Raw genomic sequence first — 13,658 nt, forward strand, 5'->3', positions numbered from 1 at the left:
ACCCGCAGCCTGATGAGCCGATCGATCGGCAACATCGCCTGCTTCGCGGATTTCGGCTTCTGTTTGACCAAGCGCACGAGCGCCTTCTTCAGCGGATCGGCGTGCAGCGGCAACAGCATCCCGGCGCATCTCTTCCGTCATCGTGCCAGCTCGATCTCGCAGATCATCAATGGTGGCTTGAGGATTGGCAATGGCATCAACCGCCGGAGCGAAGGATTCAGGAACATTGAGCTGTACCGTACGTGAACCATCAGCATTGGACTGCACGCTGGCTCGAGGCTCGCTTTCGGGAGCATTGTCGCAAGCAGCCAAGGCAGAAAGAGCAATAAGGGTCAGCGGTGCAAACAGTTTTCTCATGCGCGAGTAAGCTCCTCAACTTTCTGGATCAGGAGAGCAAAGCCTGAGGGCCTTCACAGTTCCACCAGAACGACGGCAGCTATTGGGGAGTATCCATGGGGCAATCAGCCGACCGAAATGGGGCGAGTGAAGTCGGGCAGGGCAGGGGCATGTAGCGGCTCTGCCAAGGATCAGGCAAAGCCGCATTGCTTAGATCTCCGTTGCCTCCGATAGCGAGAGTGCATCGTCTACATCGACTCCCAGATACCGCACCGTGTTCTCGATCTTGCTATGCCCGAGCAGTAGCTGAATGGCTCTCAAATTGCCCGTTGCCTTGTAGATGATCGACGCCTTGGTTCGGCGCAGCGAATGGGTGCCATATTCCTGCGGTGTCAGACCGATTGCGGTGACCCATTCGTCGACAAGCCGTGCATACTGACGCGTGCTCAGGTGGCGATCAGCATTGACGCGGCTCGGAAACGCAAAGTCATCAACCGTGCCGCCTCGTCGCTCCAACCAGGCCAGCAGGCTAGCTCTTGTGTCCGAGGTGATTTCAAATTGAACGGGTCTGCCCGTCTTCTGCTGGATCACCATTGATCTGGAACGGATTGTTGGTCCAGCCACGAGTGTGCCGATCTTGATCTTGACCAGATCGCATCCCCGCAGCTTGCTGTCGATCGCGAGATCAAAGAGCGCCCGATCTCTCATTCGACCTTCCCGGTCGAGGAAGAAGCGGATTGACCAAATCTGTTTGACCTTGAGCGCCCGCTTGGCGCCAACCTGCCTGCCGGCATTCGAAGCGGGTCTTCCTGCAGCAGCAGGATCATAGTGTGAGATACCCATTACATTTCTCCTGTGGCCGAAGCGGCCGCAAGAAGAACGATTATGGCAGGGTCGCGGACGGGGACTGTTCGCCGCTTTGCAGACGCTGGGCAGGGGCAGCCATCCGACCCCACTTCTGACGTTAAACATCGAAGCTCTAATTCTTAGAAGCGGACATCAGATGAAGTGCCGGCTGGCTGGTGAATGGTAGACTGAACGCATGAGCCAATCCTATCATTATCGCTTTCGTAAGGTGATGCCCAACGATCTCGAGCTGCTAGCGGAGTGGCAATCAAACTCGCATGTTCGAGAATGGTGGGACCGAGAGCCGTACAATGAGGTGAACTTGGCCGATGCCCGAGTTTCACGCTGGATCGTCTGAACGGCGATCGGCCGTTCGCCTATATCCAGGACTACACGGTTCACAGTTGGGAAGACCACCCGTTCGCCTATCTTCCAAAGGGCTCAAGGGGCATCGACCAATTCATAGGCGATCCTGAGATGGTCGGTCTGGGGCATGGATCCGCATTTATCGCGATGCGGGTAGGAGCTCTTTTTGAGGAAGGAGCGCCTGTGATTGCCACCGACCCGCACCCAGATAATCTGCGCGCGATAGCCGCGTATAGAAAGGTAGGGTTCGAGCCAACAGGGCACCCGCAAGAAACACAATGGGGACTGACATTGCCCATGCTGGTTAGGAAATGAGCCGCACAGGCGCGCTGCCTTAGGCTCTGAGACAATGTTGAAACTCATGATCTTGCCAGTAACTGTGTCCGACACAATCGTGGGTCGGCCTAATTCTGCCATTATACAAACGGGACCTCGATCAGGATCAGTCATTCACCCGGGCAGGAACTGCCGAGCCCCGGCTTCAGCACGCGAGACGGCCTCCCGAAACAGTCTACCTAACGTCTCACGGTCATGCGCCACCGACGCCACTTCGTTGCCGTTGAAGCTCATCCCGTGTTCGGACATGAAGTCCAGCAAGAACGTAGCTATATAAAACTCGAAGAGCCCATCCCAGGCCTGCCCAGCGCTAGCCAGCCAAGCACTGACATAGTCGATTGGCCTCCCGCTATTGAGCAATGCGGCAGCCGTAAGAGCAGCGGGATAGCGCGGATCGCCATAACAAAGGTCATCCACGTCCACAATGCCGGACAAGTAGCCTTCCGGCGAGACGATGACATTCTTTGTCGTCGTGTCGTGGAGGAAGGGATTAGCCTCAACGATGTCGAGTTGCGAAGCAAATCCCGACAGCATGGCGTCGACGCTCTCTATGACCGTGACAGGAAATAGCCCATTTTTCACGATCCTTAGCCGAGAGCGATCTATATGCGCCCGAACAACATCCATCCAATGCGCATGCGGTGCGTCGTGTGGAGTCGAAGCATAACCAAACCCAGTGCCACGCCCCAAGCGCGCCGTTGCTGCCTGTGCATCAGAGACCGCTGAGGCGATGCGGCGAAGTTGCTCGTCTGAAAGTCTGTGCAGTACGTGACCTAAGTCGGTCCCTCGAAGGCGCGCCATGGACACATACGGAAAGCTCCCATGTCTGCCATGGCCTAAGATCTCAGGCAGCGGCACTCCAAGGGGCTTCAGTTGCGCTGTCAGTCGCAAGCCTTGTTGCAGGACATCGGCTTGTTGTGGAAGGCCGATGCGCACAACCGCCTGTTGGCTGCCCGAGGTCACCTCATAGACGAAGAACGCCATTCCTGTTGTGAACCGTCGAGCCGTTACTGCTGTCCAGCCGAACACTCGTCCGGCGATTTCGCAAGCGGTCTTTTCCGATGGCAGTTCTCTAGGCAACTCGAAGCTCCGCAATGGACGCGCCGGCTTCGCCGTCGAGCATGTCTGTATGTCCCAGCATGTATTCGGAAACAGTGGTTCTGCAACCCACCCTCAAGGTACCAGTCAGGTGCCGACCCCTTTTCGGTCGTTCGCCGGTTCGGTCACTATTCCCAAAACCTGACACAGCCCTTCGGGCGCTAATAGGCCAGCAGTAGATCAGGCGCTTGGGTTCAGCCCAGGCTCTGAGCTATTTGTTCGCCAGGCGATGACTGTGGCGCTATCTTTGGCGCCAGATTCTTGTGCCTCGAGGAGCATATGTTTCGGGCTTTGCTCCAAATCCGGTGATCCGAGGATGGCTTGCGAGAGAGGAGCAGGCGCTTCGTAAGGCCGTTGGCCAAATTCCAAAATTCCGTCAGTGACGAGTGCGACGACCTGTTGGCCCTGCCGAGGCTCCCGAACACCGTCGGTCTCGACGCAGACATGGACACACAATCCGACGTCTAGTTGCCATCTATTCCGCCTGAAAGCCGTCAGTCCGCCCCCCCGCAATGGCTTGCAAAAATTGTTGCCATAGCTATTTCAGCGGCCGAAACATTATCAGATAGCAGGGCGTAGGCTCTGAAACGTTTAGTGTCAGGATCGAATCCTGAGCAATCCCTGTCACTGCGTCGAGCGCTGCCACTGCGTGGGCTTCACCATAGTAATGTACAGTCATGGGGCCACCGAAGACGATGACGCTTTGATGTGCCGTTGTTCGGAGGATGGTCTCTTTCGACACGAGGTGCCTTTGCATCTCGTGATGAAAGCTGTGCCGCAGTGACATCGCATTCAGGTCAGTCGTTTCGCCTTCGATGACGTGGGCAAATATCGGTGTCTCACCGACAAATGCGTAAGGTGGGGCAGAGGTCGTCAACTCGGTCGTTCCTGCCGGATGGCTCAGGCGTATGCCATTGCCGGAAAGGACTGCAATGGTGCGGTCGACGTTGTCGAAGAGCGAAAAAGGTCCCGACGCAGAAATTGTTGCGATGCTCACGCGCCAGAGAAAATCAGCTCCCCCTCCATCGTCCAAGGTGGAGACGATCTCGCGGGTAATGCCGCCGCCGTTCTTCCATGGCGTTATGGGGAGATCGCGGTATCGCAAGAGGCGCAAGGCTTGATCCCGTTTGAGGCGGGCTTCCCGGCTGGAGAGCCCGCAATGGTTTGTCCTAGAGGATGGCTGGTAGGTCGAGGCTCTTTTCGCGGGCCCAGTCCTGGGCGATTTCGTAGCCGGCATCGGCATGGCGCATTACGCCGGTGGCGGGGTCGTTCCACAGCACCCGCTCGAGGCGTCGCGCTGCGTCATCGGTGCCATCGGCAACGATGACCATGCCAGCATGCTGGGAAAAACCCATGCCGACGCCGCCGCCGTGGTGCAGCGACACCCAGGTGGCGCCAGAGGCGGTGTTGAGCAGCGCGTTGAGCAGGGGCCAATCGGACACGGCGTCGGAGCCATCCTGCATGGCCTCGGTTTCACGATTGGGCGAGGCGACCGAGCCTGAATCGAGGTGGTCGCGGCCGATGACAATGGGCGCTTTCAGCTCGCCATTGCTGACCATTTCGTTGAAAGCCAGGCCCAGGCGATGGCGATCGCCTAGCCCCACCCAGCAAATGCGCGCCGGCAGGCCCTGGAAAGCGATGCGCTCGCGCGCCATGTCGAGCCAATTGTGCAGGTGGGTGTTGCCCGGCGTCAGTTCGCGTACCTTGGCGTCGGTCTTGTAGATGTCTTCGGGATCGCCCGAGAGGGCCACCCAGCGGAAGGGGCCGACGCCGCGGCAGAACAGCGGGCGGATATAGGCCGGCACGAAACCGGGAAAGGCGAAGGCTTTTTCAAGGCCTTCGTCCTTGGCGACCTGGCGGATATTGTTGCCATAGTCGAGGGTCGGAATGCCGGCCTCATGGAAGGCGACCATAGCTTCGACATGCTCGCGCATCGAGGCGCGGGCCGCCTTTTCGACTGCCTTGGGATCGCTTTCGCGCTTTTCGCGCCACTCGGCCATGGTCCAGCCCCTGGGCAGGTAGCCGTTGATCGGATCGTGGGCCGAGGTCTGGTCGGTCACGATGTCGGGGCGAACGCCGCGGCGAGCCAGTTCGGGCAGGATATCGGCGGCATTGCCGAGGAGACCGACCGATTTGGCTTCGCCGGCGGCCGTCCATTTTTCGATGAGCGCCAGCGCTTCATCAAGCGTCTCAGCCTTTTCGTCGACATAGCGGGTGCGCAGCCGGAAATCGATGGAATCGGGGTTGCACTCGACCGCGAGGCAGCAGGCGCCAGCCATGACGGCGGCGAGCGGCTGGGCCCCACCCATGCCGCCGAGGCCGCCGGTGAGGATCCACTTGCCCCTCAGATTGCCGCCATAGTGCTGGCGGCCGGCCTCGACGAAGGTTTCGTAGGTGCCCTGCACGATGCCCTGGGTGCCGATATAGATCCAGGAGCCGGCGGTCATCTGGCCATACATGGCCAGGCCCTTCTTATCGAGCTCGTTGAAATGGTCCCAGGTGGCCCAGTGCGGCACGAGGTTGGAATTGGCGATCAGGACGCGCGGCGCATCGGCATGGGTGCGGAAGACGCCGACCGGTTTTCCCGATTGCACGAGCAGCGTCTGGTCATCGTCGAGCTTTTCCAAAGCCGCGAGGATCTGGTCAAAGTCTTTCCAGGTGCGAGCGGCGCGGCCGATGCCGCCATAGACCACCAGCTCGTTGGGGTTTTCGGCGACGTCGGGGTCGAGATTGTTCATCAGCATGCGCAGCGGAGCTTCTGTCAGCCAACTTTTGGCCCGGAGCTCGGTGCCGCGCGGCGCGCGGATTTCGCGGACATTGTGACGGGGATCGGTCATGCTGGTGCCTTTGCGGAAAGGGTGCGGGCGACGGCCTCAATGCGCTTGAGCATCAGCTGAAGGTGCGGGCGCAGGCGGGCGGTCTTGTCGGGGTCAAGCTCAAAGGGCGCGCTCTCGCGAACGAGATGCGTGTCTTGGGCTAGCTCGAGCTGGATGGCATGGACGTTATTGGCCGGGTCGGCATAGTGCCGCGTGGTCCAGCCGCCCTTGAAGCGGCCGTTGAGCACGCTGGTATAGGTCGTGGCATCACGCGCCGTGTTGATGGCGGCTTTTTCTATAGCGAGGTCGCAGGTGGTGCTGCCGTCGGTACCGATGTTGAAGTCGGGCAGCTTGCCCTCGAAAAGGAAGGGGATGTTGGAGCGGATGGAATGGCAGTCGAAGATGACGGCGACGCCATGCTCGGCCCGGACGCGCGCGATCTCCGCCTTGAGGGCGGCGTGATAGGGCACGTGAAAGGTCGCGATACGCTCCGCAATGTCGTCCGCGTTAGGCTCTTCGCCCACTTTCCAGATGGGTTTTCCATCGAAATCGGTCAGGGGCACGAGGCCGGTCGTGTTCTGACCCGGATAGAGGCTTTCGTTTGATGGCGAGCGGTTGGCGTCGAGCACATAGCGGTGGAACAGCGCGCGAACCACCGAGGCACCAGGGAGCAGGCCGGCATAGAGGTGGTGAATATGCCAGTCGGTATCGGTGATCCCGACGCCCGTTTCATTAAGCCTTTGGCCGATGGCGTCGGGGATGAAGATGCCTGTATGCGGGAAGCCGAGAATGACTGGCGACGAGCCTTGCTGTACTTCGAAAACGTCCATCACAGCGCCAGCCCCGGCAGAATGCCCGGCGAAACTGTGCCCGTCAGCGACCCGTCGGCGACGAGGCGGACGGAAGCCTCGATGTCGGGCGCCATGTAGCGGTCGACTTCCAGCTCGGGCACGACGCTGCGCAATGCTGTCCGCGCCTTGAGCAGTTCAGTGCCCGTCTGGAGCGGGGTGCGGCAATCGACCCCCTGTGTCGCGGTCAGTGCCTCGATGCCGATAATGCCGAAGAGGTTGTCGGTCATCTGCAGCAGCCGGCGGGCGCCGTGGCAGGCCATTGAGACGTGGTCTTCCTGATTTGCCGAAGTGGGCGTGGAATCGACCGATGCCGGGTGCGACATCTGCTTGTTTTCGCTCATCAGCGCGGCCGAAGTGACCTCGGCGATCATCAGGCCGGAATTGAGACCAGGCTTCTTGGCGAGGAAGGCGGGGAGACCATAGGAGAGCGCCGGGTCGACCAGCAGCGCGATGCGGCGCTGGGCGATGGCGCCGATCTCGCAGATGGCGAGAGCGATCTGGTCGGCGGCAAAGGCGACCGGCTCGGCGTGGAAATTGCCGCCCGAGACGACGCTGCCGTCGGAAAGGACCAGCGGATTGTCGGTGACGGCATTGGCCTCGATTTCGAGCGTCCGCCCCGCCGTGCGCAGAATGTCGAGGCAGGCGCCGTCGACCTGGGGCTGGCAGCGGATGCAGTAGGGGTCCTGCACCCGCTCGTCGCCCTCAATATGGCTCTCGCGAATTTCCGAGCCGGCCAACAGAGCTCTCAGCGCCGCCGCGGTGTCGATCTGGCCCTGATGGCCGCGCAGGGTATGGATGTCGGGGTGGAAGGGTGCGGACGACCCCATGGCGGCGTCGGTCGACATGGCGCCGGTGATGAGTGCCGCCTGGGCCGCCCGGTGGGCGCGGAAAAGGCCGGCCAGCGCCAGGCCGGTGGAGGTCTGCGTGCCGTTGATCAGTGCGAGACCTTCTTTGGCCGCCAGCACGACGGGCGACAGGCCTGCCTTGGCGAGGGCTTCGCTGCCCGACATTTGCTCACCCCCAAAAAAGGCCTCGCCTTCGCCCATCATCACGGCGGCCATGTGGGCGAGCGGTGCCAGATCGCCCGAGGCGCCGACCGAGCCCTTTTCGGGGATCAGCGGGATGACGCCCTTTGCCAGCATGGCTTCGAGCAGCCGGATCAGGTCCAGGCGAACGCCGGAAGCGCCACGACCGAGCGAGACCAGTTTGAGCGACATGATCAGGCGAACGATGTTTTCCGGCAGCGGCGCGCCGATGCCGCAGCAATGCGACAGGATCAGGTTGCGCTGCAGGGTGGCGACATCGGCCGCGTCGATCTTGATCGAGGCCAGTTTGCCGAAACCGGTATTGACGCCATAGACCGCGGCATTGCCGCGGGCGATCGCTGCGATAAGTTCGGCGCCCTTGAGCACCGCCGCGTCGAATTGGGGGTCGAGCACGGCGGGCACGCCGGTCCAGTAGATGGTGCCCAGCACGCTCAGCGTAACGGCGCCCGGGGTCAGGACAATGGTCATAGCGTCTTGCCTTTGAAAATACGGCGTTCGAGCGGGTTAAAACCCATGCGGTAAACGAGTTCGGCCGGTGTTTCGCAGTTCCAGACAGCGAGATCGGCTGACTTTCCGGCCTCAATCGTCCCGGTTTCTGCCTCGAGGCCCAGGGCCTTCGCGGCATTGAGCGTGACGGCTGCGAGGCATTCACTGACGGTCATCCCGAAGAGGGTCGCAGCCATGTTCATGCCGAGGAGCAGGGAGGTGAGCGGCGACGTGCCGGGATTGCAGTCGGTGGCTATGGCCATGGCGACGCCGTGCCGGCGAAGGGCGTCGATATCCGGCTTCCGGGTTTCGCGGATGGCGTAAAAGGCGCCGGGCAGCATCACGGCGACGCTGCCGGATGCGGCGAGGGCGGCGGCATCGGCGTCCTCGATATATTCGAGGTGGTCCGCCGACAGCGCGCCACGGGAGGCAGCCAGTTTGGTGCCGCCGGATTGGCTCAATTGTTCGGCATGGAGTTTTACCGGCAGGCCCAGGGCCGCGGCACGATCAAACACCTGCGCCATCTCATCAGCGGTAAAGGCGATGCCTTCGCAAAAACCATCGACGGCATCGACCAGGCCTTCTGCATGCGCTTGGTCGAGCGCCGGCAGGACCACGTCGGCGAGATAGTCCTGTTTCCGGCCGCAAAATTCTTCTGGCACGGCATGCGCGGCGAGGAACGAAGTGACGATCCTGACGTCGCGATGCGTGGCGAGACGTCGTGCGGCGCGCAGCATGTCGAGCTCTGTCTCGATGGTCAGGCCATAGCCTGACTTGATCTCGACCGTGGTGATGCCTTCGGCCAAGAGCGCGTCGAGGCGGGGCAAGGCCTGGGCGATCAGTTGGTCGACGCTCAGCTCGCGCGTGGCGCGTACTGTGGACATGATGCCGCCGCCGGCCTGGGCGATTTCGACATAGTTTGCGCCGTCGAGCCGCATCTCGAACTCGCGGGCCCGGTGGCCGCCATGGACAGTGTGGGTGTGGCAGTCGATCAGTCCCGGCGTCACTAAGCAGCCATCGAGGTCAAAGACTTCGGCGACGCCATCGAGCGCCGGGGCATCGTCCGCCGATCCGGCGTAAGTAATCCGGCCGTTCTGCGCCACGATCACCCCGTCCGGGATAACGTTTTGCCCCGCGACGCCCGTCAGCAGGCGGCAGTCTTTCCAGGCCTTGGTTGATGTTGGGTTGAAGAAATCTGTCATCGGGACCGCATTGTCGCTTTCCAGTTCTGTCTAAAATGTATAGACATAATGTGGAGGGTGGCAAGAGGCTATTTGCTACCGATGCGTGGAGCCCGGCCATGACCAGATTGTTCGCCAAGACCGCCCTGCTGCCCCAGGGGCTGGCGCATGATGTGCTGGTGGAGATCGAGGGCGATCGGATCCTTTCCGTCGTCACCGGTGCGTCGTCTGCCGATGCCGATGAGCATTACGGTGTGCTGGCTCCGGCGGTCAGTAATTTGCATAGCCATGCGTTCCAGCGCGCCATGTCCGGGTTGGCGGAGCGGCGGGGGCAGGGCGATGACACGTTCTGGAGCTGGCGATCGGTCATGTACAAGATGGCCCTGTCCATGACGCCGGATGACGTGCAGGCGATTGCCGCCCAACTCTATGTCGAAATGCTGGAGGCCGGCTTTTGCCGGGTGGGTGAATTCCAATACCTGCATCACGATTGTGATGGCTCGCCCTATGCCAATATTGCGGAGATGGGCGCGCGTATCGCGGCGGCCAGCGCGAAGACCGGTATTGGCCTGACCTTGCTGCCCGTCTTCTACGCCCATGGCGGCTTTGGGCCGACGGCGCCGGGCGTCGATCAACGGCGGTTCATCAACTCGGTCGATGGCTATGAAAAACTGATGGCTGCCAGTCGCGCGGCCATTGCCGGTGTCGAGGGCGCCCGTATCGGTATCGCGCCGCATAGCCTGCGCGCCGCAACGCTCGATGAGATCCGCGCAATATTGCCTATGGCCGAGGGCGGGCCGGTCCATACCCATATTTCCGAGCAGGTGCTCGAGGTCGAGGGGTGCATCAAGGCCCACGGCAGGCGGCCCGTGGAGTTGCTGCTGGGGGAATTGCCGGTGGATGGGAAATGGTGCCTGATCCACGCGACACATCTCGACGACAAGGAAATTTCCGGTATCGCGAGGTACGGCGCCGTCGTCGGTCTCTGCCCGATCACCGAAGCCAATCTGGGCGACGGGATTTTTCCCGGCATGCCTTTTCTTGGCGAAGGCGGTGCCTTTGGCGTCGGTTCAGACTCCAATGTCAGCATCAGCCTTGCCGGTGAGTTGCGGCAGTTCGAATATAGCCAGCGCCTGGGCAATCGCATTCGCAATGCTGTGGCGTCGCCTGGTGGCTCTACGGGAGCGACGCTGCTTGAAAAGGCCGCTGCGGGTGGCGCGCAGTCGCTTGGCTGGCAGTCGGGTATTGCGGCAGGTCTGCCAGCGGATCTTGTGTCCCTGGATATTTCGCGTGTCAGCTATCTTCCCACCACCGACCTTCTCGATGCTTGGATATTTGGCGATGACGTTGCTGTTCAGGATGTTTGGGTCATGGGCCGGAAGCGCGTCGCTTCAGGTCGTCACCAGAGCCGCGAAATAGTCCGCCAGCAATTCGAACTGGCCATGCGGCGCGTCATGTCGGCTTGACGCCGCCCCTGATCGATCCGATTAGATTCCCAGTTTGTGTAGGGACTCCGGTTTGCGCGACATCGACAGAGGCGGCCAAATTCGAGAGCAGGACCCCAAAGAGCAGACGCTCCATCAGCGGATTCAGGGCGACATCGAAAACAAGATCCTGTCGGGCGATTGGCCCGTGGGTTTCCGCATTCCTTTCGAGGTAGACCTCGCCAAGCAATATGGCGTGTCGCGCATGACCGTGAACAAGGTGCTGACCCAATTGGCGCGCGCCGGCCTGATCGATCGCGTCAAGCGCAGCGGCAGTTTCGTCAGCCAGCCGCACACGCAGTCGGCCGTGCTGGAAATCGGCGATATCCGGCGGGAAGTGGAATCGCTGAAACTGCCCTATGACTTCCGTGTCATCGAGCGCAGCAAGCACAAGGCGACTAGCGCCGATCGCCTGCGGCTCGATGTGCCTGCTTCGGCTTCGGTCATCGATATCACGTGCCTCCATCGTGCCGGCGGCAAGCCGTTCTGCCTCGAAGAGCGCCTGATCAGCCTCGAAACCGTGCCGGAGGCGGAGGACGCTATCTTTACTGAAATCACCCCCGGCCAGTGGTTGCTGCGTCAGGTGCCGTGGTCTTCGGCGGAACATCGCATCCATGCCTCGGCCGCCGACGCGGCAACGGCAGCGTCTCTCGGCGTCGAAGTCGGCACGGCGTGTCTCGTTATCGAGCGCCGGACCTGGCGCAATGGCGGGCCAGTCACCCAGGTCCGCCTCACCTATCCCGGGGACCGCCATGCATTGACGGCAACCTTCGCTCCGGCGTCATGACCGCGTCTTCGACAGCGCGTCGAGGAAGTGGTCGTTCTCGGCTGCAGTGCCGATGCTGACACGCACGAAGCGCTCGTAGTCGGGCTGTTTCCAGGGTTTTACGATGACACCCTCGGCCAACAGCGCCTCACTAATATCGGTGCCTGACGTTCCGGTGTCGAAGAACAGGAAATTGCCCCTGGACGGCACCACGCGATAGCCGGCTTCTTCCAGGGCTGACCTGACGCGCTCGCGCTCAGTTCTGGCGAGTTCGACCACCGTGCGCACATGCGCCTCACCATCCAGCGCAGCAATCGCGGCGGCCTGCGCTGCGCCATTGGTGTTGAAGGGCGTACGGACGCGATCGAGATAGCCGGTCAACAGCGACGTGCTGACGATGCCATAGCCTATGCGGAGGCCTGCGAGCCCCCAGGCCTTGGAAAAGGTCCGAAGGACGATCCAATCGCTATCCTTGCCACGCATGGCGTCCGGCGCTTCGAGATAGCCATCGCCTTCGGCATATTCGGCATAGGCTTCGTCGATCACCAAAAGGCTTTGGGCAGGCACTGCCGCCGCGACACGGCGCAGGTCGTCGGGCTTGAGCCAGGCGCCGGCCGGGTTCATCGGATTGGCAAACATGACCAGTCGTGGACCAGTGCCGATTTTGGCGAGCAGCAGGTCGACGTCGATTTCGAGCGCGGCGTCGAGGCCCACGCGATCAACCTCGGCTCCCATCACGGTGGTGTAATCTTCATGCAGCGGGAAAGACGGGTAGAGCGTGACCATGCGATCGCCGGGGCGCAGAATGGTTCGGCAAATGACGCTCAGCAGATCTTCCGATCCATTACCAAGAATTATCTGTTCGACCGCCACGCCGTGCTTTTCAGCAAGCCTCGTGCGCAGGGCCTGTCCAGCCGGATCGGGATAGATGTGCGAGTTGGCAGCATAGCTAGTCAGGGCCGAGACGACTGCGGGCGAGGGGCCAAGCGGGTTTTCATTGGAACCCAGCTTGCTGATTTTCCTGGGGTTATAGCGACGCTGCACCTCGGCAATGGTCAGGCCGGAATTGTATGGTGTGAGCTGTTTCACTTCGGGCCGCACGATGTTCAGGTCACTTGCCATTTGCCGGCCCTTCCGAATTCTGTCGGCCCTGAATCTGGCCGGAAATTATGTATAGACATGATTGATCGGAAGTGCTGATATCTGTCAACAGGGATGGAGGAGCCTTGGCATGAATGGTCCAGCAGCCTTTGATCTGACCGGGCGCCACGCCCTCGTGACCGGCGGCAGCCGGGGGCTTGGCCAGGCCATGGCCCTGGCCCTAGCGAAGATGGGCGCCGAGGTTTGCGTGACCTCGCGCAATGCGGCCTCTCTCGGTGACACTCTTGATCAGCTGGAGGCTGCCAGCAGGCCGGGTAGGGGCCTTGCTCTCGATGTGCGGGACAGTGCTGCCATTCGCGGGGCCATCGACAGGCTCGATGCGGACTGGCCCGTGGATATTCTCGTCAACAATGCCGGCATCGAGCATGTCGCCCCCTCCCTCGATGTCGACGAAAGCATCTGGGACGCGATTGTCGATACCAATCTCAAGGGCAGTTTCTTTTGCTCGCAGGCCGTGGCTCGCCATATGGCCGGGCGCGGACGCGGGGCGATCGTCAACTTGTGTTCGCTGACCACCTATGTCGGCATTCCCACCGCGGTGCCCTATGGTGCCTCGAAATCGGGGCTGCTGGGCATGACGAAGGCCTTGTCGGCCGAATGGGCCACGAGCGGCATCCGGGTCAACGCCATAGCGCCGGGCTATTTCCGGACGCAGATGACCGAAGGCTTTTATGCGGATGAGGCGTGGGCAAGCTCCATGCAGTCCAAAATACCGCAGCGCCGATTTGGCGAAATGGCCGATATTGGTGGTGCCGTGGTCTTCCTCGTCAGTGATGCCTCGGCCTATGTCACAGGTCAGTGCATTGCAATAGATGGAGGCTATCTGGCGTCGATCTGACCCTTCTGCTGAAGATTTGGGCAGCAATTGGGTTTGCTCAAAAATGG

At 61.2% G+C, this 13,658-nt stretch carries 13 protein-coding genes; 4 read left to right on the top strand and 9 right to left on the bottom strand.

The features are described from left to right. Both DDE77_RS08075 and DDE77_RS08080 read right to left on the bottom strand, forming a co-directional pair. Positions 1–357: hypothetical protein (locus tag DDE77_RS08075; RefSeq protein WP_157959731.1), on the bottom strand; the 357-nt coding region annotated here is incomplete at its 3' end. A 189-nt stretch (positions 358–546) separates the two neighbouring features. Further along, positions 547–1,179 (bottom strand): tyrosine-type recombinase/integrase, encoded by a 633-nt coding sequence (locus DDE77_RS08080; protein ID WP_108396964.1) that lies wholly within the window; start codon positions 1,177–1,179, stop codon positions 547–549. A gap of 384 nt (positions 1,180–1,563) precedes the next feature. Here DDE77_RS08080 and DDE77_RS08085 point away from each other — a divergent pair, with 384 nt between their 5' ends. Next, complete coding sequence (locus tag DDE77_RS08085; RefSeq protein WP_210204365.1) at positions 1,564–1,863, top strand: GNAT family N-acetyltransferase; 300 nt, start codon at positions 1,564–1,566, stop codon at positions 1,861–1,863. Between the two features lie 135 nt (positions 1,864–1,998). On the opposite strand, the gene DDE77_RS08090 is transcribed toward DDE77_RS08085, so the two are convergent. From DDE77_RS08090 to hutI, 6 genes are all read right to left on the bottom strand, one after another. Continuing rightward, the gene (locus tag DDE77_RS08090; RefSeq protein WP_157959732.1) at positions 1,999–2,964 is read right to left on the bottom strand and encodes a phosphotransferase family protein; all 966 of its coding nucleotides are present in this window, start codon (positions 2,962–2,964) and stop codon (positions 1,999–2,001) included. Between the two features lie 556 nt (positions 2,965–3,520). Next, entirely contained in the window at positions 3,521–4,096 is a 576-nt protein-coding gene (locus DDE77_RS08095) for a HutD/Ves family protein (RefSeq protein WP_157959733.1), read from the bottom strand. Positions 4,097–4,151: 55 nt separating this feature from the next. Then, entirely contained in the window at positions 4,152–5,819 is a 1,668-nt protein-coding gene (gene hutU, locus DDE77_RS08100; RefSeq protein ID WP_108396967.1) for a urocanate hydratase, read from the bottom strand. Next, positions 5,816–6,628, bottom strand: coding sequence for an N-formylglutamate deformylase (gene hutG, locus DDE77_RS08105; RefSeq protein ID WP_108396968.1), 813 nt, complete (start codon positions 6,626–6,628; stop codon positions 5,816–5,818). The genes hutU and hutG overlap by 4 nt, the downstream gene beginning before the upstream one ends. Continuing rightward, entirely contained in the window at positions 6,628–8,163 is a 1,536-nt protein-coding gene (gene hutH / locus DDE77_RS08110; protein ID WP_108396969.1) for a histidine ammonia-lyase, read from the bottom strand. Before hutH ends, hutG begins: the two co-directional genes overlap by 1 nt. After that, the gene (gene hutI / locus DDE77_RS08115; RefSeq protein ID WP_108396970.1) at positions 8,160–9,383 is read right to left on the bottom strand and encodes an imidazolonepropionase; all 1,224 of its coding nucleotides are present in this window, start codon (positions 9,381–9,383) and stop codon (positions 8,160–8,162) included. Before hutI ends, hutH begins: the two co-directional genes overlap by 4 nt. 98 nt (positions 9,384–9,481) lie before the next feature. On the opposite strand from hutI, the gene DDE77_RS08120 reads away from it, so the two are divergent. Both DDE77_RS08120 and hutC read left to right on the top strand, forming a co-directional pair. Beyond that, complete coding sequence (locus DDE77_RS08120) at positions 9,482–10,828, top strand: formimidoylglutamate deiminase (RefSeq protein ID WP_108396971.1); 1,347 nt, start codon at positions 9,482–9,484, stop codon at positions 10,826–10,828. A gap of 61 nt (positions 10,829–10,889) precedes the next feature. After that, the gene (gene hutC, locus DDE77_RS08125; protein WP_245895150.1) at positions 10,890–11,633 is read left to right on the top strand and encodes a histidine utilization transcriptional repressor HutC; all 744 of its coding nucleotides are present in this window, start codon (positions 10,890–10,892) and stop codon (positions 11,631–11,633) included. Here hutC and hisC read toward each other — a convergent pair. Beyond that, positions 11,628–12,734, bottom strand: coding sequence for a histidinol-phosphate transaminase (gene hisC, locus DDE77_RS08130; protein WP_108396972.1), 1,107 nt, complete (start codon positions 12,732–12,734; stop codon positions 11,628–11,630). The two genes, hutC and hisC, sit on opposite strands and share 6 nt — an antisense overlap. Positions 12,735–12,843: 109 nt before the next feature. On the opposite strand from hisC, the gene DDE77_RS08135 reads away from it, so the two are divergent. Further along, positions 12,844–13,611, top strand: a complete 768-nt coding sequence (locus tag DDE77_RS08135) for an SDR family NAD(P)-dependent oxidoreductase (protein ID WP_108396973.1) — start codon at positions 12,844–12,846, stop codon at positions 13,609–13,611. Positions 13,612–13,658: the final 47 nt, after the last annotated feature.

This window comes from Devosia submarina (assembly GCF_003056345.1).
GTDB classification, from domain to species: Bacteria; Pseudomonadota; Alphaproteobacteria; order Rhizobiales; family Devosiaceae; genus Devosia; species Devosia submarina.

Coding starts and splice junctions, on each gene's coding strand:
- DDE77_RS08080 (WP_108396964.1), bottom strand. CDS start 1,179: ATGGGTATCTCACACTATGATCCTGCTGCTGCAGGAAGACCCGCTTCG.
- hutU (WP_108396967.1), bottom strand. CDS start 5,819: ATGACCGATCCCCGTCACAATGTCCGCGAAATCCGCGCGCCGCGCGGC.
- hutG (WP_108396968.1), bottom strand. CDS start 6,628: ATGGACGTTTTCGAAGTACAGCAAGGCTCGTCGCCAGTCATTCTCGGC.
- hutH (WP_108396969.1), bottom strand. CDS start 8,163: ATGACCATTGTCCTGACCCCGGGCGCCGTTACGCTGAGCGTGCTGGGC.
- hutI (WP_108396970.1), bottom strand. CDS start 9,383: ATGACAGATTTCTTCAACCCAACATCAACCAAGGCCTGGAAAGACTGC.
- DDE77_RS08120 (WP_108396971.1), top strand. CDS start 9,482: ATGACCAGATTGTTCGCCAAGACCGCCCTGCTGCCCCAGGGGCTGGCG.
- hisC (WP_108396972.1), bottom strand. CDS start 12,734: ATGGCAAGTGACCTGAACATCGTGCGGCCCGAAGTGAAACAGCTCACA.
- DDE77_RS08135 (WP_108396973.1), top strand. CDS start 12,844: ATGAATGGTCCAGCAGCCTTTGATCTGACCGGGCGCCACGCCCTCGTG.